Origin of the sequence: Actinoplanes sp. NPDC051346, from assembly GCF_040682215.1 — a bacterium.
GTDB lineage: Bacteria > Actinomycetota > Actinomycetes > Mycobacteriales > Micromonosporaceae > Actinoplanes.
Genome location: NZ_JBFBAJ010000022.1, coordinates 26982 through 49470, shown reverse-complemented (window position 1 = coordinate 49470; position 22489 = coordinate 26982). Strand labels below are relative to the sequence as shown.

Annotated in this window: 17 protein-coding genes; 12 read left to right on the top strand and 5 right to left on the bottom strand. The window is 68.3% G+C overall.

Going from position 1 to position 22489, the window contains the following annotated elements; translation table 11 throughout:
• Positions 1 to 328 precede the first annotated feature (328 nt).
• The gene (locus AB0M36_RS35350) at positions 329 to 7042 is read left to right on the top strand and encodes an RHS repeat-associated core domain-containing protein (protein WP_364166702.1); all 6714 of its coding nucleotides are present in this window, start codon (positions 329 to 331) and stop codon (positions 7040 to 7042) included.
• A 9-nt stretch (positions 7043 to 7051) separates the two neighbouring features.
• Positions 7052 to 7549 carry a DUF1877 family protein gene (locus AB0M36_RS35345; RefSeq protein ID WP_364166701.1) on the top strand — a complete coding sequence of 166 codons (498 nt, stop codon included), beginning with the start codon at positions 7052 to 7054 and terminating at the stop codon, positions 7547 to 7549.
• A 64-nt stretch (positions 7550 to 7613) separates the two neighbouring features.
• Here AB0M36_RS35345 and AB0M36_RS35340 read toward each other — a convergent pair whose 3' ends face one another.
• The gene (locus AB0M36_RS35340; protein WP_364166699.1) at positions 7614 to 8330 is read right to left on the bottom strand and encodes a spermidine synthase; all 717 of its coding nucleotides are present in this window, start codon (positions 8328 to 8330) and stop codon (positions 7614 to 7616) included.
• A 143-nt stretch (positions 8331 to 8473) separates the two neighbouring features.
• Between AB0M36_RS35340 and AB0M36_RS35335 the strand changes: the two genes are divergently transcribed.
• Complete coding sequence (locus AB0M36_RS35335) at positions 8474 to 9307, top strand: hypothetical protein (protein WP_364166697.1); 834 nt, start codon at positions 8474 to 8476, stop codon at positions 9305 to 9307.
• Positions 9308 to 9314: 7 nt separating this feature from the next.
• Here AB0M36_RS35335 and AB0M36_RS35330 read toward each other — a convergent pair whose 3' ends face one another.
• On the bottom strand, positions 9315 to 10355 hold the full coding sequence (locus AB0M36_RS35330; RefSeq protein WP_364166695.1) for a calcium-binding protein: 1041 nt from the start codon (positions 10353 to 10355) through the stop codon (positions 9315 to 9317).
• Positions 10356 to 10565: 210 nt separating this feature from the next.
• Between AB0M36_RS35330 and AB0M36_RS35325 the strand changes: the two genes are divergently transcribed.
• Both AB0M36_RS35325 and AB0M36_RS35320 read left to right on the top strand, forming a co-directional pair.
• Positions 10566 to 11777 carry an Ig-like domain-containing protein gene (locus tag AB0M36_RS35325; RefSeq protein ID WP_364166693.1) on the top strand — a complete coding sequence of 404 codons (1212 nt, stop codon included), beginning with the start codon at positions 10566 to 10568 and terminating at the stop codon, positions 11775 to 11777.
• Positions 11753 to 12724, top strand: a complete 972-nt coding sequence (locus AB0M36_RS35320) for a metal ABC transporter substrate-binding protein (protein ID WP_364166692.1) — start codon at positions 11753 to 11755, stop codon at positions 12722 to 12724. The genes AB0M36_RS35325 and AB0M36_RS35320 overlap by 25 nt, the downstream gene beginning before the upstream one ends.
• 51 nt (positions 12725 to 12775) lie before the next feature.
• Here AB0M36_RS35320 and AB0M36_RS35315 read toward each other — a convergent pair whose 3' ends face one another.
• A complete protein-coding gene (locus AB0M36_RS35315; protein ID WP_364166690.1) occupies positions 12776 to 13213 on the bottom strand; it encodes a PRC-barrel domain-containing protein in 438 nt (145 codons plus the stop codon).
• Between the two features lie 255 nt (positions 13214 to 13468).
• Here AB0M36_RS35315 and AB0M36_RS35310 point away from each other — a divergent pair, with 255 nt between their 5' ends.
• The 4 genes from AB0M36_RS35310 to AB0M36_RS35295 all read left to right on the top strand — a co-directional run bounded on the left by AB0M36_RS35310 (position 13469) and on the right by AB0M36_RS35295 (position 17599).
• The gene (locus tag AB0M36_RS35310) at positions 13469 to 13837 is read left to right on the top strand and encodes a hypothetical protein (protein ID WP_364166688.1); all 369 of its coding nucleotides are present in this window, start codon (positions 13469 to 13471) and stop codon (positions 13835 to 13837) included.
• Positions 13838 to 14111: 274 nt separating this feature from the next.
• Positions 14112 to 16169, top strand: a complete 2058-nt coding sequence (locus tag AB0M36_RS35305; RefSeq protein ID WP_364166686.1) for an NADPH-dependent 2,4-dienoyl-CoA reductase — start codon at positions 14112 to 14114, stop codon at positions 16167 to 16169.
• Positions 16170 to 16189: 20 nt separating this feature from the next.
• Entirely contained in the window at positions 16190 to 17005 is an 816-nt protein-coding gene (locus tag AB0M36_RS35300; protein ID WP_364166684.1) for a crotonase/enoyl-CoA hydratase family protein, read from the top strand.
• Positions 17006 to 17041: 36 nt separating this feature from the next.
• Complete coding sequence (locus tag AB0M36_RS35295; protein WP_364166682.1) at positions 17042 to 17599, top strand: PadR family transcriptional regulator; 558 nt, start codon at positions 17042 to 17044, stop codon at positions 17597 to 17599.
• Between the two features lie 89 nt (positions 17600 to 17688).
• On the opposite strand, the gene AB0M36_RS35290 is transcribed toward AB0M36_RS35295, so the two are convergent.
• Positions 17689 to 18084 (bottom strand): hypothetical protein, encoded by a 396-nt coding sequence (locus AB0M36_RS35290; RefSeq protein ID WP_364166680.1) that lies wholly within the window; start codon positions 18082 to 18084, stop codon positions 17689 to 17691.
• A gap of 136 nt (positions 18085 to 18220) precedes the next feature.
• A complete protein-coding gene (locus AB0M36_RS35285) occupies positions 18221 to 20047 on the bottom strand; it encodes a WD40 repeat domain-containing protein (protein ID WP_364166678.1) in 1827 nt (608 codons plus the stop codon).
• Between the two features lie 215 nt (positions 20048 to 20262).
• Between AB0M36_RS35285 and AB0M36_RS35280 the strand changes: the two genes are divergently transcribed.
• From AB0M36_RS35280 to AB0M36_RS35270, 3 genes are all read left to right on the top strand, one after another.
• A complete protein-coding gene (locus AB0M36_RS35280; RefSeq protein ID WP_364166676.1) occupies positions 20263 to 20826 on the top strand; it encodes a hypothetical protein in 564 nt (187 codons plus the stop codon).
• On the top strand, positions 20775 to 21029 hold the full coding sequence (locus AB0M36_RS35275) for an RICIN domain-containing protein (protein ID WP_364166674.1): 255 nt from the start codon (positions 20775 to 20777) through the stop codon (positions 21027 to 21029). Before AB0M36_RS35280 ends, AB0M36_RS35275 begins: the two co-directional genes overlap by 52 nt.
• A 180-nt stretch (positions 21030 to 21209) precedes the next feature.
• Positions 21210 to 22277, top strand: coding sequence for a helix-turn-helix domain-containing protein (locus AB0M36_RS35270; protein ID WP_364166672.1), 1068 nt, complete (start codon positions 21210 to 21212; stop codon positions 22275 to 22277).
• The last annotated feature ends 212 nt before the right edge of the window (positions 22278 to 22489 follow it).

Genomic DNA, 22489 nt, shown 5'->3' with positions numbered 1-22489 from the left:
TGACCGGAGACACGTCGATGATCTTGTCGATTGCGTGTGGTTGATGCCCTTTCAAAGCCAACACGACCGATTCCTCGTCGCCGGCATCCAGCGAGGCGCCGGCCCTGGATTCGACCCATCCAATGTGAGCCGCTTATCCGGGAGCCGATCACCGCCATTGAGCGGCATGAGTCTGATTGGCAGCTGTTTGTCCCGTAGAGCGGCGGCGCCCGAACGCCGTACTCTGTCGCGACACCGAAAGGATCTTCGGTGTCGTTCATCGCCCATGTCTGGTGTGCATGCTGCCGTGCGCCCCAGTCAAGGCAACGGGGGAAAGGGCTGGCGCTCCATGCTGTCCAGACATGACCGGGTCGTCAGAACGTCCGCGGGGCGCATGCTCGCCGCCGTACTCGTTCTCGCTGTGGCGGTGACGTCGAATCAATTCGTCACCACGGCTTCCGCGGAGGCCGCGCCGGGCGCGGTGCCGTTCCCGGAACCGCAGGCCCTGGACCGGGTCGACCTGACGAAGCGGAAAGTCACCCGCCCGACCCCTCAGCCGAGGACATACGCGCACTTCAGCTCGACCGGGCATGACGTCCTGCCGGCGGCGGAGAGCACGACCGTAGCCCTGGCGCCGGCCGCGCCGGCCGCGCCGGCTCGCGCGGCCTCCGCCGCATCCTCCGGATTCTCGGCGTCCTCGCCATGGAAGCGTGCCGGAACCACGCCGGTGTCGCTCGCCCGGCCCGCGAGTGGCGCCGCGCCGAAGCAGGTGCAGGTGTCCACTGTCGACCGGAAGACCGCGGAGGCGGCGGGCGTCCGCGGCGTCATGTTCACCCTTCGCGGCGAAGGGGACAAGGGACGCGTCCGGGTAGCCGTCGACAGCACCTCCTTCCGCAACGCCTACGGCGGCGCGTACGAGTCCCGGCTGCGGCTGGTGAGCTTGCCGGCGTGCGCGCTGACCACCCCCGGGCGTGAGGAGTGCCAGCGGACCACCCCCGCGGCCCGCTCCGCCAGCGCCCCGCTGACCGCCGAGGTCGCGGTGGGCGCCATGACGGTGCTCGCGGCCACGACCACGGCGAGCGGCACCGGAGGTGACTACACCGCCACGAGCCTGTCGCCCGGGGGAACCTGGTCAACGAGCGGCAACACCGGTTCCTTCACGTATGGCTATCCGATCGCGGTGCCGCCGGCCGTCGGTGGGTCCGCGCCGGGCATCAGCCTCGGGTACAACTCCGCATCGCAGGACGCCCGCACGATCGGTACGAACAACCAGTCCTCGTGGGTGGGCGACGGCTGGTCCTCGACCGAGAGTTTCATCCAGCGCATCTTCGAGCCGTGCAAGGAAGTCAAGGACTCCGGCGCCCCGAAGAATGACGCCGACATGTGCTGGGGCGGCCAGCGCCTGACCATGTCCCTCAACGGCATGTCGGCGCAGATCGTGTACGACGACGCCACCAAGACGTTCCGGGCCACCGCGGACGACGCGACCACCAAGATCGAAAGCCTGACCGGCGCAACGAACGGCACCAGGAACGGCGAGTACTTCCGCGTCACCGAAAACGGCAGGCAGTACTACTTCGGGCTCAACCGCCTGCCTGGCTGGAAGGCGGGCGACGACGAGACCCGCTCGGCCTGGACGATGCCGGTCTACAAGGCGCATGCCGGCGTCTCGGCCTGCCCCGACGGGGATTTCGCCGATACGGCCTGCACCCTCGGCTACCGGTTCAACCTCGACTACGTCGTGGACCTGCACAACAACGCCACGGCGTACTACTACGCGCCGGAGTTGGGCTACTACGGGCCCAATATGAAGAACACGGCTGTCGAGTACACGCGCGGCGGCACGCTCTCGCGCATCGACTACGGCATGACGGCCTCGACGATCTACTCGGGCACGGCCCCCGCCCAGATCGTCTTCGGCACGCAGGAGCGCTGCCTGGTGGGCTCCCCGACCGGCAACAAGTGCCAGGACGATCAGTTCACGGTCGCGCATCCGGAGTACTGGCCGGATGTGCCGGTCGACCTCGCCTGCGCCAAGGGCTCTACCAGTTGCACTCAGCACGCCCCGAGCTTCTGGTCACGCAAGCGTCTGACCTCCATCACCACCCAGGTTCAGGTCGGTGGCGCCACCAAGAAGGTCGACCGTTATGACCTCGTCCACACGTTCCCGGACGGTGGCGATCACGCTCCCACGATGTGGCTCGAGTCGATCAAGCACACCGGTCTCGACCTGCTGGGCGGTGCGACGGCGGATGCTCCAGTCGCGGCGGTGACGTTCTACCCGGTGCAACTCGCCAACCGCGTCGGAACCCTGGCTGGCCTGCCGAAGATGTACCACACCCGCATCCAGAACATCGTCTCGGAATCCGGCGCGGAGACCACGGTCGAGTACAGCACCCCGAACTGCTCCGGCGTCCGGGCCAGCGATCCCGGTGACCCCGACGACAAGGAAGCGAAGGCGTACGCGTCCACCAACACCACCGGATGCTTCCCCGTCTATTGGACGCCGGAGGGTCAGCCCGCGCCGTTGATGGACTGGTTCTACACCCATCCGGTCACCAAGGTCAGCACGGTCGACCGGTACAACGCCTACCAGGACGGCTCCCAGCCCAGACTGGTCACGGAGTACGCCTACCGGGGAAAGCCGGGATGGCACTACGACGACAACGAGGTCGTCAAGGCCAAGTACCGCACGTGGGGACAGTTCCGGGGGTACCCGCAGGTCGACGTCACCACCGGTGACCCGGAGGTCTTCCACTACACCAACGGCAAGAAGGTTTACGACCGTCGGACACTCACGAAGACGTACTACTTCCTGGGCATGGACGGCGACACCCTGCCGGGCGGCAAGACCCGTGACACAGGGCCTCTGACCAGCCTGGACGGCACGATCACGGTAGCGGACAAGAACGCCTACGCCGGCCGGATCTTCGAGACGGCCACGTACGCGGGTGTCGGCGGCGACCTCGACGCAAGCGTGGTGACCGTACCGACCGCGATCGGGCCGACGGCGTCACGTGACCGCGGCGGCCTGCCGGCGCTGACCGCCCAGATGGTGCGGACCGCAAAGGTCGCCAAGCGCCAAGCGACGTCCGGCGGATGGCGTCGCACCGAGACCGCCAGCTTCTACAACACCAAGCTGGGACAGAGCACCACCGGCATGCCGATGCAGACCGCCGACCGCGGGGAGACAGGAGCGGCGGGCAACGTGCCCACCTGCACCTTCGTCCGTTACCTCGACGGCAAGGCCGACACGGTGGTGGTCGGTGCCGAGACGATTGTCACGGCCCAGGACTGCCCGTCCGCCGGTGCGACACCGTCGGGCACGCTGCTCTCCGACGTGCGTACGTCATTCGACGGCAATCCGTTCGCCTACAACGGCGACGGCCAGGCATCCCCCGCGAAGCCGTCCCGCGGCGACGCCACCCTGGTCCAGCAGGCATCTGCCGCGTCCGGAGCGAATGCGACCGCGTTCCTCGACCAGACGGCTAAGACGTACGACTCCTACGGGCGGGTCGCCTCGACCACCCGTACGCCGAAATCGAAGTCGCCGGACGGGCTTAGCCTCGCGCAGACCCAGTACACGGCGTATGCCCCGGCGAGCGGAGCCCTGCCGGGCGCCGTCACCACGATCGTGGCCGCGACGCCCGGCGTGAACTGCGCTGGTGCCACGACCTCCTCGGCCGACTGCCACCGCAACGAAGCGATCCTCGACGCGGCGCGCCAGGTACCGATCCAGACCGTCGAGGAGGACGGGTCGCTCACCTCGCTGACCTACGACGCTCTCGGCCGGCTCACCGCCGTGTGGTTGCCGAACCAGAGCAAGGCCGGCGGAGCCAAGGCCAGCCTGGTCTACGACTACAAGGTGTCCCGCACCGGCCCGTCGGTCGTGACGACGAGCTCTCTGCTCGACAACGGCACCTACGCGGTCAGCAAGGTGCTCAGCGACGCCATGCTGCGCCCACTGGAGAAGCAGCTGACCGGCAAGAACAACACCATCACGGTCAACGACACCCAGTACGACTCGCACGGCTGGACCGTGCTGACCAACAATGCTTACGCCGCGGTCGGCGCACCGGCAGACCAGCTCGTGTCCGACCGACTGTCGCAGGTGTCGATCCCCTCCACAACGGCGACCGACCACGACGCCCTGGGCCGGATCACCCAGACGACCAATGAACACAACGGTGTCGAGACCTCGCGTACGCGCACGGCGTACACCGGCGACACGATCACGAGCGTGCCTCCGGCCGGCGGTGTGGCTACCAGGACCACCGTCGACGCCCGGGGCCGAACGACCTCGTTCGCGCAGTACACGACCGCCCCGACGCTGACCGGTGACCTGACCAACGGCTTCACCGCCAGTGGAGGCGCCGCGCAGGACATCACGTACACGTACACCCCAGCAGGACAGCAGGCCACCGTGACCGGGCCGGACGACTCCGTCTGGACCTTCGCCTACGACCTGCTGGGCCGCAAGACGTCGACCAAGGACCCCGACGCCGGCACGAGCCTGTCGCGATACGACGACGCCGGGAACCTCGTCGCCACCCGCGACGCCCGCGGCATCGAGCTCAATTACACCTACGACCTACTCGGCCGCAAACTCACCGCGCGGGACAAGGCCAAGGACAACTTCAAGTTCGCGTCCTGGACTTACGACACCCTGCGCATCGGCCTGCCCACCGCCGCCTCGCGGTACGTCAACGGAGTGACCGGGGCATACACGACCTCGGTCACGGGCTACTCGAGGCTCGGCAAGGCACTCGGCCGCAAGATCACGCTGCCGACGTCGGAGGCGCCGCTGCCGTTGGAGTACACCACTTCCTACGCGTACAGCGACACTGCGGAGCTACTGGCCCAGCAGCGTGACCCGAGCGTCGGCGGGCTGCTCGGGGAGACGATCACCTACCAGCGGGACGCGCAGGGCGCGCCGACCAGCACCACCGGCGTGGACCTTTACGTCTCTGACACCGTCTACGGCGACTTCGGCCAGCCATCGCTCATCCGGATGGGCGCCTCCACCAATCAGGCGGAGGTGACATACGCGTACGACGAACAGACGCTGCGTTTGAGCGGCCGGACCGTCTCCCGTGCCCGCGGCATCGGCCCCGTGATCGACGAGGCCACGTACACGTATGACCAGGTCGGTAACCCGCTCAGCGTCACCGACAAGCAGTCGGAGAGCGGCAACGTCGTTACGGACACACAGTGCTACCGGCACAACTCGCTCGGCCGGCTCGCCGAGGCGTGGACGGCCAAGGACGAATGCCCGGCCGCCGGAACGCAACCCACGACGGCCACCGTCGCCGACAAGCCCGGCGCCTACTGGCAGACCTTCTCCTACGACGCCATCGGCGACCGCACCAAAGTGGTGGACCACGCGACCGGCGGCGGCGACGACATCACGACGACGTACACCACGGGTTGCACCAACGGTTGCAACCGTACGGGCGCCCAGCCGCACACACTGACCTCCACCGAAGGCGGCACCGACCCGACGAAATTCGTCTACGACGTCGCCGGCAACCTGCTCACCCGCTCCCCGACCACGGAGAACCGGGCGGGCCAGTCCCTGAACTGGGACGACGAGGGCCACCTCGCCAAGGTCACCACCACCGGCAACGACCCGAAGGTCACTTCCTACCTGTACGACGCCGACGGCAACCAGCTCATCCGCCGCGACCCGGGACGCACGACACTGTTCGCCGGCGACACCCAGATCGTCATCGACACCTCGGTCACCCCGGCCAAGTCTCTCGGCGCGGTCCGCACCTACAGCCACGGCGGCGAAGGCAGCGCGGTCGCCGTCCGGTCCACCCTGCCCGGCGGTGGATCGCACTACATGTTCACCGACGCGCACGGCACCGGCGTGCTGGCCATGGACACGACCACCCAGGCGGTAACCCGCCAGCAGACCAAGCCGTACGGCGAGGCGCGTACCTCCGCCAACCTCGGGGTATGGCCCGACCCGACCCGCGGCTTCCTGGGCGCACCCAAGGACCTCACCACCGGGTACACCACTCTGGGAGCGCGCAAGTACGACCCGTCGATCGGCCGGTTCATCAGCGCTGACCCGCTGCTTCAGACCACCGACCCTAACCAGCTCGGCGGTTACGCCTACGCCGCCGACAACCCGATCACCAGCTCCGACCCCAGCGGCAAGATGGTGCCGCCGGACATGCGCACGAGCCGCACCAACGCCGACGGCTCATACAAGTGGCAACCCAACTCCGAAACCAAGACGCAGGGATCCACGGTCTACACGGACCAGCACGGCACTCCTCACCGCGTGCGTGACACTCAGAAATACCCCAATCCGACCGATGAAGGAACGGTCAGGTACCTGAACAAACACCTGCAGACCAGCGGTGAACTGTACGACGCCAGCAGTGGCAACGGTTCGCAGTACTTCTTGCAGGACGAGGATCGTCCGATCGTCGGCAAGGGCACCTTCGTCGGCGTCGACGGCGAACTGACGGTGAGAGGCACGACCGCCGACGCGATCAAGGTGAACTGGCTCAACGGAAAGATCGTCAGTGTGGATTCCGTGGACTTCACCACGGGCGGGACCAAGCCTGACCGGCTCCCATTCCACGAGCAGACCATCCGCAACAAGATGGACACCAGCCCCGGGAGCAAGAGGCAGTCCAACCTGGTCGTCTTCGTCGCCCAGAGCGACAGCCAGGCGGCGAGCCTGGCCGAGCGGGTCAAGGACGTCAAGAACGCCCGGATCATCCACCCGTCTTCCGGCTTCGACACAGGCGAGACGTACTCCGGAACCCACACCAAGGCGCTGCAGCGATTCGGCCTCAAGGGCGGCACGACAACCCGCACGCCCCAGGGCGGGACCGAAGGCGCCAGGGGCGGCTCACGAACGGGCCGAGGCGGAGCAGGAGCGATGGGAGCTCTGAGCATCGTTGGCGATCTGTATTCGGCGTACAAGCTCGGCAAGGCCCTGGAGTCGGACGACCCCAGGGCGAGGGACCAGTTCTTGTGCGACTTTACGATGGTCGAGGCCTACTGCATCCAGGGTTATGGTTCGGACATGCCCATGGCTTAGGGAGTGACGTTGAGCAGTCTCGGGGAGTTCCGCCGGATGTCACCGGAAACGCTCGAAGACATCCGGTCGGAACCCCCACGGGCGCACGACCGCGTACATGACCTGCCGGACAGTCTCGACGTCGACCGAGACTGGAAGCGCCTGGCCGCGCTGCTCGACCTGGCGGGCTTCCCGGTCAACCCGATGACCGGCGGCGAAGTCTTCCCGGACGAGCGCTACTCGTGGGGCGGCAACGGAGACGCATTGGCGCTGACGACCGAGCAGGTCACCCTCGTCGCGGACCGGCTGGCCGGCACACCTTTCGACCAGGTGGCGCAGCATCTGCCCCATCTGCACGCGCAGGGTTGGCAGTCGGTCCACCCCGACGGCCACCTCCACCCCATCACGGCCGAGGAGGACATGGCGGCCGCCGTCCGTGAGCGGCTCGCCGAGGCGTACGCCCAGCTGACCGCGTTCTTCGCGGCGGCCGCGGCGAATGGCCAGCGCACCATCTTCTGGGCGGCCTGAGCGACCCGTTCTCCCGGCAGGTTCGTTAGCGCCGGCCCGGCTACTACAGACCGTCGCGCGCCCGTCAGGAGATCTGCGCCAGGTAGACGGTGTTGGTCGAGGTGCGTCGTTGCAGCGGATTGTCGAATTCGACGACCTCGGCGCGGGCGGTGGCGAACACCTCGGCCAGAAGATCGGTGAACTGCTCGTCGGGCGCGTCGTTGGACCACAGTCCGAACACCCCTCCCTGATGCAGGTGCCGAGCAAGACGTCGCAGACCCTCGGCGGTATAGAACGAGGCGTGCCTGGGATGCAGCAGGTGTCGTGGGCTGTGGTCGACATCGAGCAGGATGGCGTGCGCCAGGTGCCCGGGTCGGTCCGGGTGGTAGCCGGCGGGGTCATCGGTGAGGGTGAAGAAGTCACCGTGCACGAGCCGGCAGCGGTCGTCAGTAATGAGAGCCCCCGCAAAGGGCAGGAGTCCCTCGCGATGCCAGGTGATGACCTCGTCGAGTGCGTCGATGACGAGCAGCGACCGAACCCGGGGATCGGTCAGGACGGTGTCGGCGGTATAGCCCAGTCCGAGACCGCCGACGACCACGTCGAGGGCGTCGCCCTGCAGAGTTGCCAGGCCTCGGCGGGCGAGTTCGATCTCGGCGACGGTGAACAGGCTGGACATGAGGAATTCGTCGCCGAGTTTCACCTCATAGACCTCGGCGTCGACGGTGGGGTCGTGGCGGCGCCGGAGGCTGATCTCGCCGATCGGGGTGCGGTTCCAGGCCAGTTCTTCGAAGCGTTTGGGCATGCGTTTCTCATCTTTCCGGCAAGGCACCCCGAAAGGGATGGCATCTCCGAGAAGTACGTTAGAGCCATGTCGGCTACCACGTGGGTCGCCGAGGCGGCGCGTTCCGGACGGCGCCGACTTGACGATGTGGGGATCATCGATGAATGGGTGTTCGAGGAGCGGCGACCGGCGGGGTCGTGTGTGGCCTGGTCACCGCTGGTGCGATCGGTGTCGCCCTCGGGTCCCTTGAGGAGTATCAGGTGCCCGACTTCGCCGACACGGACGGCACCGTCGGGCTGCTCTTTTCTGTGCTCGCGGCCGTTGTCGCGGCCGCCGTCATCGCCGTGGTGCGGGTGATCGCGGGTCGGTCGGGGGCTCGCTGGCCGAAGACGCACGTCGTTCTGCCCGTGGTGCTGGTGCCCGTGGCGGTGGTGCCGCTGGTGACGGGGGCGGAACGCAACCGGCTGGAGGCCGGCCTTATCTGGGGTGCCGCCGCCGTCGCGGTCCAGGTGCTGGTGGCCTACTCAGGCTCCGGCGATCGGTGGCGTCGTTGGATGGCCGCCGGGCTCGTGCTGCCTTGTGCCGCCGCCGCCCTGGCGACGTGGGGCTGCCAGACCCGCTGGCGAGCGCAGAAGTTCGAGGCCGTCGGGCTGCCGCTGTACGTACCGGAGGTGCCCGGTTATCGGCTGACCGGCACGTGGGCCGGGCGTTACAGCGTGAGCATGGCCTTGGTCGGCCCGTCCGGCCGGGAGCTGTTCGCGGTCATCGGGAGAACACCCGGCCGAGAGGTCGACTGCGCGTCGCGAGGCGGTCGGCCCTGGCGGGAGAGCGCTGCCGGGCAGGGCAAACAGCGTGCGTTGTGCTGTCTGCGCGACGGAGCCGTTCTGGAGCTTGTGCCCGGCGTCGCCGGCCCGCTGCCGGATTTCACGGTGCGCGAGGTCGACGGGGCGACGCTGGCAGGCCACCCCGACGACCCCACGATGAGTGAGCCCGACTGACGAAAGCTCAGCTTTCGCAGTTGACTCTGACGTCGCCACGGTAGGCGAGGCAGTAGTCGCCCTCCGGGGTCGTGTGGCTTCCTCCGTCGAGGCGGTCGGCGGCGGCGGGGGCACCGAAGTCCTCGCCGGAGAGCATGTCGTCGCCGGCGTCGCCGTAGAGCTGGTCGCGGCCCTCGAAGCCGTCGAGGATGTCGTTGCCGGCGCCGCCGCGGATGATGTCGTTGCCCGGACCGCCGTACAGGAAATCTTGGCGGTTGGTGCCGTTGATCCGGTCGTTGCCGTTGCCGCCCTGGAGTTCCTCGATGTCGGCGGCGATGGTGTCGTGTTCGCCCTTGGCGCCGTCGTCGCCGGTCACGCCGTCGGCGTCGATGGTGACGGACTTGTCGTAGCCGGCGTAATAGGCGGCGTCGTGGCCGGTGCCGCCGGAGACGTAGTCGTCGTTGGCGGCGCCGCGGGTGATCACCGGATCGAGGTAGAACGAGTCACGGCCGGGCCCGCCGTAGCCCCGGTCGCTGCCGTCCGTCCCGTGGATCGTGTCGTCGCCGTTGCCGCCGTACATGGTGTCGTTGCCGTCGCCGCCGACGATGAGGTCGCCGCCGTCGCCGCCGTCGAACCAGTCGTTGCCGGTGTCACCGGTGAGCCGGTCGCCGCGGGGGCCGCCGACGAGTCGGTCCTTGCCGGAGCCGCCGTCGGCAGTCATGGGCAGATCGGTCTTGTTGACCACGGAGTCGTTGCGGTCGTACGTGTAGACGCTCACCCGGGTGGGGTTGGCCCTGGTGGTGCATCGCACCTTGGTCTTGTCGCCCTTGACGGCCTTGCAGCCCTTGCCGGGCTCGATCCGCACCTTGTCGTCGATCGTGATGGTGCGTCCGGACCGGGTGACGACAACCTTGTTCTGCTTGCCCTTGGCGGCCTTGTACTTCACCTTCGTGCCGCTCACGGAGGCGACACCGGTGCTCGCGGCCTCGGCCGGTGCGGCGAGCGCGCCGCCGGCGACGGTGATGAGCGCGATGAGGCTCAACCGGGATGGCCACGTGGACCGAAGCATGGGATCCCCCTGGGAAGCAGATCGAGATGATCTTTGCGGGAGCTGATCATAGAAGGAAGTCACGCTGGCCGCTGCCCCGCGGTCACGGTGCTGGAGGGCGTACGTTTGGGCAGGTCCGGGGGCCGACGACGGCCTGGCACGAATCCGGGATGGGCGGCCGCGTCGCGACGACCGATTATGGTCGTCGACGACGGTGTGGTGAGAGGGATCATGAAACTTCATGGGGTGGCCGGCTCGGCCGGGCGGCAGTGGCGTACGGCCGTGGCGGCACTGGTGGCGGCGAGTGTGCTGTTCAGCGCGGGCTGCAGCGGCGAGAGCAAGCCCGGATCTCCCTCGTCGCCGGCCGGGTCGCAGAGCCCGTCCGCATCCGCGGCGCCGCAACCCTCCCTGAGCACCGTGGCGATCACCAAGCCCGCCGCCGACGCGACCGGCGTCGTGGCCAGCACCGAGATCGCGTACAAGTCCGAGGATCCCGCGAACACGTCGGTCGCGGTCAAGGACGCCGAGGGCAAAGAGGTCAAGGGCACCCTCGACAAGGACGCCAAGGTCTTCCGGCCGGCGAAGGCACTGGGCTGGGGCAAGAAGTACACGGTCACGGTCACCGGCTCGGGCTCCGCGACGAGCTCGTTCACCGTGATGAAGAAGCCGTCGAAGCTGGTCCGGATCGTGAGCCACCTCAGCGACGGCCAGACCGTCGGCGTCGGCATGCCGCTGTTCATCAACTTCGAGCGCGAGATTCCGAAGAAGTACCGCGCGGAGGTGCAGCGCCGGATGCAGGTCACCGCCACACCGGCGCAGGAGGGAATCTGGCACTGGATCAGCGGCAAAGAGGTGCATTACCGGCCGAAGGTCTACTGGAAGCCGTACACCAAGATCTCCTACCGGATCCAGCTCGCCGGCGTGCCGATGGGCGACGGGTGGTACGGCCGCTCCGACTACACCGTGGACGTCAAGGTCGGCCGGTCCTTCGTCATGACGGTGGACAACAAGAGCAAGCACATGACCGTCAAGCGCGACGGTAAGACCGTCAAGCGCCTCGCGGTCAGCCTCGGTAAGCCAGGATTCCCCACGGTCGGCGGCACCATGCTGGTCGTCAACAAGCTGCGGAAGACCAGGTTCAACACGATCGGCCGGTTCACCGGCGACGACGCCTACGACGTCGAGGTCGAGTACGCCCAGCGGCTGACCTGGGGCGGCCAATTCATTCACGCGGCGCCCTGGTCGGCGTGGGCTCAGGGTCGCACCAACGTCTCGCACGGCTGCATCAACGTCTCCCAGAACATGGGTGCGTGGCTCTTCGAAAACACGCTGATGGGCGACCCGGTCACGATCACCGGCACGGAGGAGCACATCCAGCAGGGTGACGGCTGGACCGACTGGAACCTGAGCTGGGCCCAGTGGAAGAAGGGCAGCGCGCTCTGATCTCCAGCCTGGAGCGGAAAGAGCCGGCCCGGTTCCGCCGTATCGTTGCGGTCACCGTCACCGCGCTGCTGCTCGGGGCGACGAATGCGTGCGGTTTCGACCCGAAGGGGTTCCGCGACGGCCGGCTCTTCGTGGTGACGGCGCTCTATCCGCTGACCTTTCTGACCGAACGCGTCGGCGGGGACACCGTGCTGGTCAGCCAACTCGCCAAGCCCGGCGTCAACCCGCACAACGCGGAGGTCACCCCCGTCCAGATCGCCGACATCAGGGACTCGTCGCTCGTCGTCTACCTCGACGGCTTCCTCCAGCCGGCCGCGGAAGTCGACCTCAGCTCCTGGGCTACCACTTCCCTCGACGTCACCGCCAGCGTCGACCCGCTCCCGGCCGAAGAACCCACGACCGGCGAGGAGGGCGGCACGAATCCGCACGTCTGGCTCGACCCGAAGCGCTACGCCGCCATCGCGGAGGCAATCGCCGAGAGCCTCAGCCTGGCCGATCCCAGACACGCCGCGGCGTACAAGGAACGTGCCCGCTCCCTGCACGCCGAGCTGGACGCGCTCGACCGTGAGTACGCCGCCAAGCTGAAAACGTGCCAGCGCCGCGAGTTTGTGACCAGCCACAGCGCATTCGGTTACCTCGCCGACCGCCACTCCCTGAAGGAAATCGGCATCACCGGCGTCCTTGCCGAAGAGGAGCCCTCGCCGCAGCGTCTGGCCGAGGTCACCGAGCAGGCGAAGGCCACGGGCACCACGACCGTCTTCTTCACCGACCCGTTCTGGACCGGCGCCGCCAAGACCGTCGCGAGCGAGGTCGGCGGCGGCACCGCCCTGCTCGATCCGCTCGAGATCAGCCAGCCCGGCGCGGACTACTTCTCCGTCATGCGCGCCAACCTGGTCGCCCTCACCGCGGCCCTGGGATGCGGGCCGGCGGCGCGACCTCGTGGGTGACGCCGCCGTCACCATTCGCGGTGACAGCGGCGTCTAGCTGTGCGGTGTGGGCTACTGCACTGGTGGCACGTCGCGGTAGCTGCTGGTGTAGTAGGTGCCGACCTGGTCGCGGTATTCCGGAGTGTCGAAGGTGTCCTTGTCGTACTCCGGCGAATCCTTGACCTGGTCCTTGGTGCGGTCGACGTACACCTTGCGGTCGGCGTGGTCGATCCGCTGCACCGTGCCGGCCGGCAACAGCACCTTGCGGCCGAAGATCCACGGCCCGGTGTCCACGACCAGGAAGGCGCTGCCCACGTCGTAGGTAGCCTCGTCGATCTTGCCGATGCCACCATCGGTGGCCTCGACGTGGTAGCCGGCCAGGTCCGTCCCGACCTGCTCGTCCGCGCGGTCGCTGTCGGCGTCGAAGGCCCGCTCGCCGCTGGTGGCGGGGGTGCCGCCGACCAGGTTGGGGTCACGCCACGCCCACGGCTCAAACACGTAGGGCTGCATCACAGACTCCTCATCGTCGTCGATGAATGTGCCGTCGTCTGCCGTATACCCAGGCGGCACGCGCCAAACCGTGCGTCGCCGTGCCATCGACGTTTGCGATCGACCCCGGACCGGGTAGCCCAGCAGTCACCGCCCGAAGGCATGAATGAACACATTAGTCACGTTAGCCGGGTTCCACGGACGGGCAAGGAGGCGACTACCGCGTCGTCAGGCTGCCGGCGACGACGGCGTGCAGGCTCCAAGAGAGGAAAAGCCATGAAGATCAACCCCAGCACCGCAAAGGTGACGAGTTCGCATAGCACCCCTGGCGCTCCGGAGAACATCCGCACGGAGATCGAAGAAACCCGCGACAACCTCGGCGACACCGCTGCGGCGATCACCCTCCCCCGCCCGCGTCTGAGCAGCGCCCTGTCGACCATGAAGACCAAGACTGCCCACGTACGGGCCTCAGCGCCGCAACGGGCCCGGCAAGCGCAACACGCCGTCCGCCGCCGTCCCGTGCCGGCTGCAGCGACAGCCCTGACCGCCGTCGGCGCCGTGGCCGCGGTCCTCATCCGCCGCCGTCGGGCAGCGAAGGCCCGCGCCGCTCGCAACCGCTGGCTGCCGGGGTTCCTGCACCGCTGACCCACCCGCCGCCGGCGTCCGGGCGACATGGCGGCCAAGACGCCGGTCCGCGCCCTCGTGATCCACCCCAGCACGCAAACCCGTCGCCGGTGGCGCGCAACGGAGAACCCTTCGTTGCACGCCACCGGCGACTAGCGAAATGGAGCCTCTGCTCGCATCAAACAAGCCAGCGGGTCCCCCCGCGACAAGCTCGACACTATGCAACCTGTTGCATAGGTGATTAGTTGTATATGCTGCCCCCGTCCAGCGAGCCCGAGGCGAGGAGGCAGACGACGTGAGCGCGTCCCCCGAACGGCCTGAGAACCGGTATCCGACCCTGCTGAGCCCGCTGGATCTCGGTCACACCACCCTGCGCAACCGCGTGGTGATGGGATCGATGCACACGAAGCTGGAGGACCGGGCACGGGATCTGCCGAAGCTGGCGGCGTTCTTCGCCGAGCGCGCGCGAGGCGGGGTCGCCCTCATGGTCACCGGCGGGTTCGCGCCGACCTGGCGGGGTTGGCTGGCGCCGTTCGGCAGCGTGATGACGTCGCGCGGGCACGCGCGCGCTCACCGGGTGGTGACTGACGCCGTGCACGGTCACGACGGCAAGATCCTGCTGCAGGTGCTGCATGCCGGCCGGTACGCGTATCACCCGTTCAGCACCAGCTCGTCGCGGCGCAAGTCGCCGATCACCCCGTTCCGGCCGCGGGCCATGAGCACGCGGGAGGTCGATCGCACGGCGACCACGTTCGCGCGGGCCGCGGGCCTGGCCCGGCAGGCGGGGTACGACGGCGTGGAGATCATGGGCTCGGAGGGGTACCTGATCAATCAGTTCCTCGCCGCCCGGACCAACGACCGCACCGACAAGTGGGGCGGAAGCGCCACGAAGCGGATGAACTTCCCACTTGAGATCGTACGGCGGACCCGCGATCTGGTCGGCGACGACTTCATCGTGCAGTACCGGATCAGCCTCCTGGACCTCGTCGACGACGCCCAGTCCTGGGAGGAGACCGTCGAGCTCGCGCGCGGCCTGCAGGAGCGTGGCGTGTCGATCCTGAACACCGGGATCGGATGGCACGAGGCCCGGGTGCCGACCATCGTCACCTCGGTGCCGCCGGCCGCCTTCGCCTGGGTCACCGGCAAGCTGCGCCGCGAGGTGTCCGTGCCGGTGATCGCCTCCAACCGCATCAACCGGCCCGAGATCGCCGAGCAGGTGCTCGCCGCCGGTGACGCCGACCTGATCTCGATGGCCCGGCCGCTGCTGGCCGACGCCGAGTTCGTGAACAAGGCCGCCGAGGGCCGGGATCGCGAGATCATCACCTGCATCGCCTGCAACCAGGCGTGCCTGGACCACACCTTCCGGAACAAGCGCGCCACCTGCATGCTCAACCCGCGCGCCGGGTACGAGACGGAGCTGGTGCTCACACCGACCCGGACGACCAAGCGCATCGCCGTGGTCGGCGCCGGCCCGGCCGGGCTGGCGGCGGCGGTCGAGCTCGCCGGCCGCGGCCACCGCGTCGAACTCTTCGAGGCCTCGGACCGGATCGGCGGCCAGTTCCGCCTGGCTGCGCGAATCCCCGGCAAGGAGGACTTCGCGCACACGCTCGCCTACTACGAGCACATGATCGAGGTCCGGGGCATCACCCTTCACCTGGGCGTACGCGCCTCAGCGGCGGAACTGACCGGGTTCGACGAGGTGATCCTGGCGACCGGGGTGACGCCCAGGATGCCGCGCATCCCCGGAACGACGCATCCGAAGGTCCTCACCTACCAGCAGGTGATCTCCGAGCGGGCCCCGGTGGGTGACCGCGTCGCCGTCATCGGCGCCGGCGGGATCGGCTTCGACGTCGCGGAGTTCCTGCTGCACGAGCCCGGCGAACAGGCCGAGGCGTGGATGCGGCGCTGGGGCGTCACCGATCCGGCGCTGCACCGGGGCGGCCTCACCACCAAGACGGCGGCGCCCGTTCGCCGCGAGATCCACCTGTTGCAGCGCAAATCCACGCCGCTGGGCAAGGGGCTCGGCAAGACCACCGGCTGGGTGCACCGAGCCACCCTGCAGGACTCCGGTGTGACCATGCTGCGGGGAGTGGAGTACGTCCGCATCGACGACGAGGGCCTGCACATCACCGTGCCGCAGGACGTCCGCGATCCCAAGTCACCGCGTCAGGCCCAGATCCTTCCCGTCGACACGGTTGTGATCTGCGCCGGCCAGGAGTCCGTCCGCGACCTCGTCGACCCGCTCACCGCCCAAGGCGTCTCCGTCCATGTCATCGGCGGCGCCGACGTCGCCGCCGAACTGGACGCGAAGCGCGCGATCAAGCAGGCGACCGAGCTCGCCGCCCGGCTCTGACCCCCTCCAGGAGCGCACCCATGACCAGCAAGCAGCCGTCGACGAAGCTCGTGACGACCCGGGTCGAGGACGCGATCGCGCACGTCCGCCTGGCCCGGCCCGACAAGCTCAACGCGCTCACCCTGGAAACCCTCGACGATCTGGTCCGTACGGCGCGGTGGCTGCGCCGCGACCGTACGCTGCGGGCGGTCGTCATCGCGGGTGAGGGCGACTCGTTCTGCTCCGGCCTGGACTTTCCGACCGTGATGCGTACGCCTCGCCGCATCGCGGGCGCCTTCATGCCCGCACCGTGGCGCGGAACCAACCTCTTCCAGGAAGCCTGCTGGGCCTGGCGGCGGGTCCCCGTCCCGGTGATCGCCGCGGTGCACGGGCATTGCTACGGCGGCGGCGTGCAGATCGCCCTCGGCGCGGACTTCCGCCTCGCGACACCGGACTCCAAGTGGTCGGTGCTGGAAGGCAAGTGGGGCATCATCCCGGACATGACCGGGATGCGCAGCCTGTCCGAGGTCGTGGGCATCGACGTCGCCAAACGTCTCACCATGACCGCGGAGGTGATCTCCGGATCCGAGGCGGCCCGCATCGGCCTCGTCACCGAAGTGCACGACGATCCGCTGGCCGCCGCCACCGCCCTCGCCGGGCGGCTCGCCACCCGCTCCCCGGACGCGGTCGCCGCCGCCAAACGACTGCTCGACGGCGCCGTGACCAGCAGCGCCCGCCGGACCTTCGCCCGGGAAAGGCGGGAACAGCTGCGCCTGCTCCTGCTGCGAAACACCCGGATCGCCCAGCAAGCCGTCCGCCGTAAGACTTCACCCGACTTCCGCCCCCGTGCGCGATGACCTGCCCCCGGCTCCCCTCCTCGTAATCTGGATACCGTGTCGCTTCGCAACGCAGTCCTAGCCGCCCTGATCAACCGCGAGGCGTCCGGCTACGAGCTGGCCAAGCAGTTCCACGTCTCGGTCGCGAACTTCTGGACCGCCACCTCGCAGCAGCTCTACCGCGAGCTGGAGAAGATGGAGTCGGACGGGCTGCTCTCTGCCCGGGTCGTTGCCCAGCCCAAGCGCCCTGACAAACGGCTCTACTCGCTGACCGAGCCCGGGCGCCTCGCGCTCAACGAGTTCACGAAGCAGGAGCCCCGCCCGACAACCCTCCGCGACGAGCTGCTGGTGCAGGTCGAGGCGCTCGCCCACGCGGACGTTCGCAGTGTCCGCTCCTCGATCGAGTCCCGCATCGAGACCAGCACCCGCCGCCTGGAAACCTACGAGGCTCGCCTGGCGGAAATCCTCGGCGGGCGCGCCGACGAGGACTTCCTGATGACGGGCAAGCGCATCGGCCCCTATCTGACATTGCAGCGCGGCATCAGCTTCGAACGCGAGAACATCGCATGGGGCCGCATGGCGCTCGAAGTCCTGAACCGCCGCTACCGCGACTGAGTGAGGGTTTGGGACTGGTGCCCCGCAGCGTGTCCACGTGGCTAGCCAAACGAGGCCCGCAGGTGAGGCTATGGAACACAACGCTGATGTCAGCGCTTGAGTGAGCCCGTCGTCGTGCCGACCGTCTGGTGCCCGAAGCACAGGATGCCCCGGTCGCTGTCCGCCATACGTGCGGTGACGAGAGTGAACTCCGCATCCTGCGGTACGTCGCGACCGGCATAGGAAGCGAAGCGCTGGAGACATCCCATCTTTGAAGCGAGGCCGGCTCCAAGCTCCTCTTCGGACACCGCAAAGGCGGCGAAGAGCTCGCTTGTGTGCGGCGCCGAGCAGGGCAGGGCATCAATATACTTGCCGTCTTGGGACTCCAGGTCCTTAATGCAGTCGCCTGGTCTAAGGTCGGCGACGGCGATGCTCTGCTTCCCGCGAAGGGTGCCATTCCGGTCACATCGTCGCTGATATCGATGCCTTGCGAGCAAGAAGCGCATCCAACATGAAGAAACCCCCGACCGGCGAGATAGCCGACAGATCCGGGCTTCAGCTGCAGCTCAATCATCGGACACGCATGGGCGATGAAATCCGCGAATCAGATGTGGAGTCCCCCGCTTCCTGATGTCGCCGCGATCATTGGGGTGCCGGTATCGGGGTGATGGTGATGCTGCCGTCCGTCCCGCCGACGACGAAGACGTCGCGGCCGTCGGGCAGGATCGCCGTGGTGGCGCAGAGCGCGTCCGGCACGTCACCGAGGTGTTCACCGGTGACGACGTCCCAGCACCGCACGACGCGATCCTCGGCGGCCACGAGCAGCCGTTCTGGGGAGACAGCGTCCAGCCGCAGCGAGGCGCCCGGTTCTCCGCCGGCTCGTAGCGGCGGGCCCCACCGCTCACCCGTCACCGCATCCCACCGGTAGACGTCTCCGTCGTCATCGTGCGCGCTCAGCACCACCCGGCCATCCGACAGCGGGTGGAACGTCACCCACAGGATCATCCACTCGCCTGCCGAGAGCGGCGCGCCGATCTGCTCGCCGGTGACCGCGTTCCACCGTAGGACCTGGCTCTTCTCGCCGCCTGCGGCAACCATGACAGTCGAATCCGGCAGGGTCACGACCGCCACGCCCAACGTCTGTGATGTCAGGCCACGCAGCGGCTCACCCACTGCTTCTCCAGTGGCCGCGTCCACCAGATAGACCGGACCGTCCTGACCGGCGCCGGCGAAGAAGTGCCGGCCATCGGGCAACCTACCGACGGCGACCTCCGTGACTGTCGGTTCGGGTTCGTCGGCAGGCGGGTCCTCGACGGTGCCCGCGGGCATGCGGTAGCGCAGGAAGCCCTCTTCGGCGGTCGAAGCCGCGAGCAACCGGCCGTCGGGCAGCCACACCGCGGCCAGGCCTTGGCCGACCTGTGGTGGATCGACCCCCGGACGACCCATCGCTGCACCGGTTGCCGCATCCCAGACGCGGAGCCCGTCGCGACCAGTGGACAGCAACACCGTCCGGCCTTGCGATTCTGGGCCGGGCGCCACCGCGAGCACCTGACTCACTGCGGCGGTGTGGCCGGACATGTCGTCGCCGACCATCCGGCCAGTTGGGTCCCAGCGTCGCAATCGACCTCGAAGGCCGCCGGTGACGAACAGCCAACCCTGCTTCGACGGCACTACCGCCACCGCCTCCACCACCGCGGTCGGCTCCGACAGCGGCTCAGCCACCGGATCGTCCACGGTCAGATCCCACCGCCACGGCCTGCCGCGCTGGTCCACCGACAGCAGCGCACGTCCATCGGGGGTCACTGCCAGACCGCCGCCTATCAGGCCCCAACCTTCCACCAACATCGGCGTACCGATCGGCTCACCGGTCACCGCGTCCCACCGATGGATCGCCCCCTTCCGCTGCTGGCCGATCACCACAGAACGGCCGTTCGCAGACACACAGACGAGCTCTGTGACAGGCCCGTCCGGGCCGGCCCACGCCTCACCAATCGGCTCGCCGGTCACCGCGTCCCAGCGGCGCACCAGCCCGTCTGTGCCACTGGAGACGAGCATCGGGCGCCCGTCGACTCGCATGACCGCCAGCGACAGGACCTTATTGTCATGAGCGATCCAGTCCTTCCCCAGCAGCTCCCCGCTCACCGCATCCCAACGGTGCACCGAACCAAACGGCCCACCCGCCACCAGCACCGCGCTGTCATCATCGGCGAACATCGCCACCGGACCGAGGCCACCGACAGGAATCCACGCCGCCTGGTGCGGCCGCAGCCGCGGCCCGACCTCCTTGCCGGTCTCCATGTCGGTCCGGCGGATCGCCGTGCCGTCGGCGGAGATCAGCAGGCGGAGGCCTGGAGCCTCAAGCACCCCGAGGAACGAGACGATGCAATCCGAGTAGGGGATCGCCCGGCCAGCCGGCGCACCGGAAGACGCATCCCACAGGCGGAACAGGTCGTCGCCTCCCGCAGTCACGATCAACCCTCGACCGTCGGCCGTCGTGGCACCAGCGATGGCCCGCACTGGCGACCGATGAGCAACCTCAATGCGCATCTCTCTCCGTTCCCTCTGCGAGCATCACTTCAGCACTGCTGACAGCGTCATCGGCCTCCTCGGCCGCCGCTCCTGCCTGAGCCTCGAGTAGTGATCTGAAGCTTGTGGGAATTCTTGTTGAAGGTCCCTTCATCGGTATGCCCGATCTCGATCTCTGCCGCCGAGAAGAAGTTGAGCATGTTGGGCACCGCCTCGCCGGTCAGCTCCGCAAAAAGAAGATCAAGGGTGACCCCTGGGAGCTGGCCGTCGCCGCCGAACGCAGCAGCCTAGCGGAGGTCAAGGCCGCGAACGGCATCCCGGCGTCCGTACAGTCCTATGTTGACGAGGTCGCGGGATATGCCGACTGGTATTCCGACCAGTCCGTGTTCCGCATCGGTCAGGGCCCGAAGCCTGGCGCCGGCCCCGCCACCACGCCTCTGAAGGTGCCGGACGACCTGGTCGCCGACATCAACGCGGCCGGCGTGATCTGCCCGAGAGTGACCCCGGCCCGGGTCGCCGCCCAGTTGCGAGCCGCGTCGAACTTCGACGCCAACCGGCGGTCCGAAGGGGCGAATGAGGGCATCGCCCCTGTTCACTCCGGCGTTGTGGGACATGTACAAGGGCAAGAAGGCTTCCGTCTGGGACCCGCACGACGCGATCGCCGCGCTGGGTGTCGCCATGTGCGACCTCAGCAAGCAGTTCTCCGGTCTCAGCGGCGCTGATCCGTACATATTGGCGCTCGGCGCAATGGAAGCTGGAGGATGCCGGAAACGGCCGGCTCTGGATTCGGAACCGGGCCTCGGGCAAGGTGTTGGATCTGCACGAGGCTCCCTCGAGGGACGGCGAATGGGACGGAGCCTTCGTGTACGAAAAAGATCGGCAACAGACCGATCGCGACCAGAGGTGGCTGCTGGTCGAGAGCTGAGACGGAACCGGCGGCGCCGGATTGCGATCCGAGTACATCGGAGAGCTATGCCGCAGTCACCCACCGGACGTGCGTCCTCGCACCGTGGTCGGCTACAGTCGCCCGCGGCGTTCCGTCGTCGGCGGGTCCGCCGGAAACCGGGACGCCGGGGTGCCATGCCGCTCGACATGGGGGACGTCGGTGTCAGCTGATTCCATTCAGGATCTGGCCGAGCTGCTGCAGCGGCTGAAGGAACGGACCGGGCGAAGTTACGAGGCGCTGGCCCGCCGCGCGAACTTGAGCCGGTCCAGCGTGCACCGGTACTGCTCCGGCGCCGCCGTACCGGCCGATTTCGAGAGTTTGAGCCGCCTCGCCCGCGCGTGCGGAGCGAGCCGGGACGAGCTGTTGGAGCTCCACCGACGCTGGGCGTTGGCGAGCGCCGCGCCACGAGAGACGCCGTCGACGTTCGCCGGGGACACAGACCCTCCAGCCGCGGCAGTGAGCGCACCCGTCGGCGAGCTTGCCGCCGCCGAGGACGAGGATGCCGCCGCCGAGGACGCCACGACGGCGGAGCCGGTTGCGCCGTCCCGGCGGATGCCGCGTCGCTACCTGGTCGCGGCGCTCGCGCTCGCCCTCGTCGGCACGATGACGACGGCCGCCTTCGCGGCCAAGCACTGGCCGCGGGAGCGCGCCTCCAGCGCGGCGGCCAGCCGCTCGGCGGATGGCCGGATGCTGTTCACACCGGCCTGCACCGACGTGGTCAGCATGGGACAACACGACGAGTGCGTCCGGGAGGTGCAGCGGCTGCTCTCCGAGGCCGGCACCACCATCCAGGTCGACGCGTCGTTCGGCCCGGAGACGCTGCGCCGGGTCACCGCCTTCCAGGTCCTCGCCGATTTGCCGACCAAGGGAGTCGTCGACGACGCGACCAAGGAGGCGCTCTACGCCGGCCGGGTCTCCATGAAGACGTGGACGCCCGCGCAGGTGGAGCGGCGGGTCCGCGAGGTGTTCCACGAGAATCCGGACCTGGCCGTACGGATCGCCCGCTGCCAGTCGTTCCTCGATCCGCACTGGATCACGCCGAACACCAACGGCACCCGGAACTGGGGGGTGTTCCAGCTCGCCGACGTCGTGCTCGACCGATACCAGGGCACGCCCAGGCAGGCCTTCGACCCCGAGTGGAACATCACGACCGCGCACCGGCTGTGGGCCGACAACAAGGGCTTCAGCAACTGGCCCGCCTGCCTGAAGGCGGCGGAGCCGAGCTGACCGTACGATCGGCCGGTCACCGAGAACCCGTCAGGTCCATGGCGACCGGCCGCCCCCGATGCGGACTACGCAGTCCGCTCCACCATTAGCTGCCAGCCGGCCGACGTGACGGCGCCGTCCGCGGGCAGCTGGTGCTTTTCTGGACGGCACGAGCGCTCCCGCGATTCGTCCCGTCACAAAATCTCCTCGTCGCGCCGCGGGTGCTGCTCGAA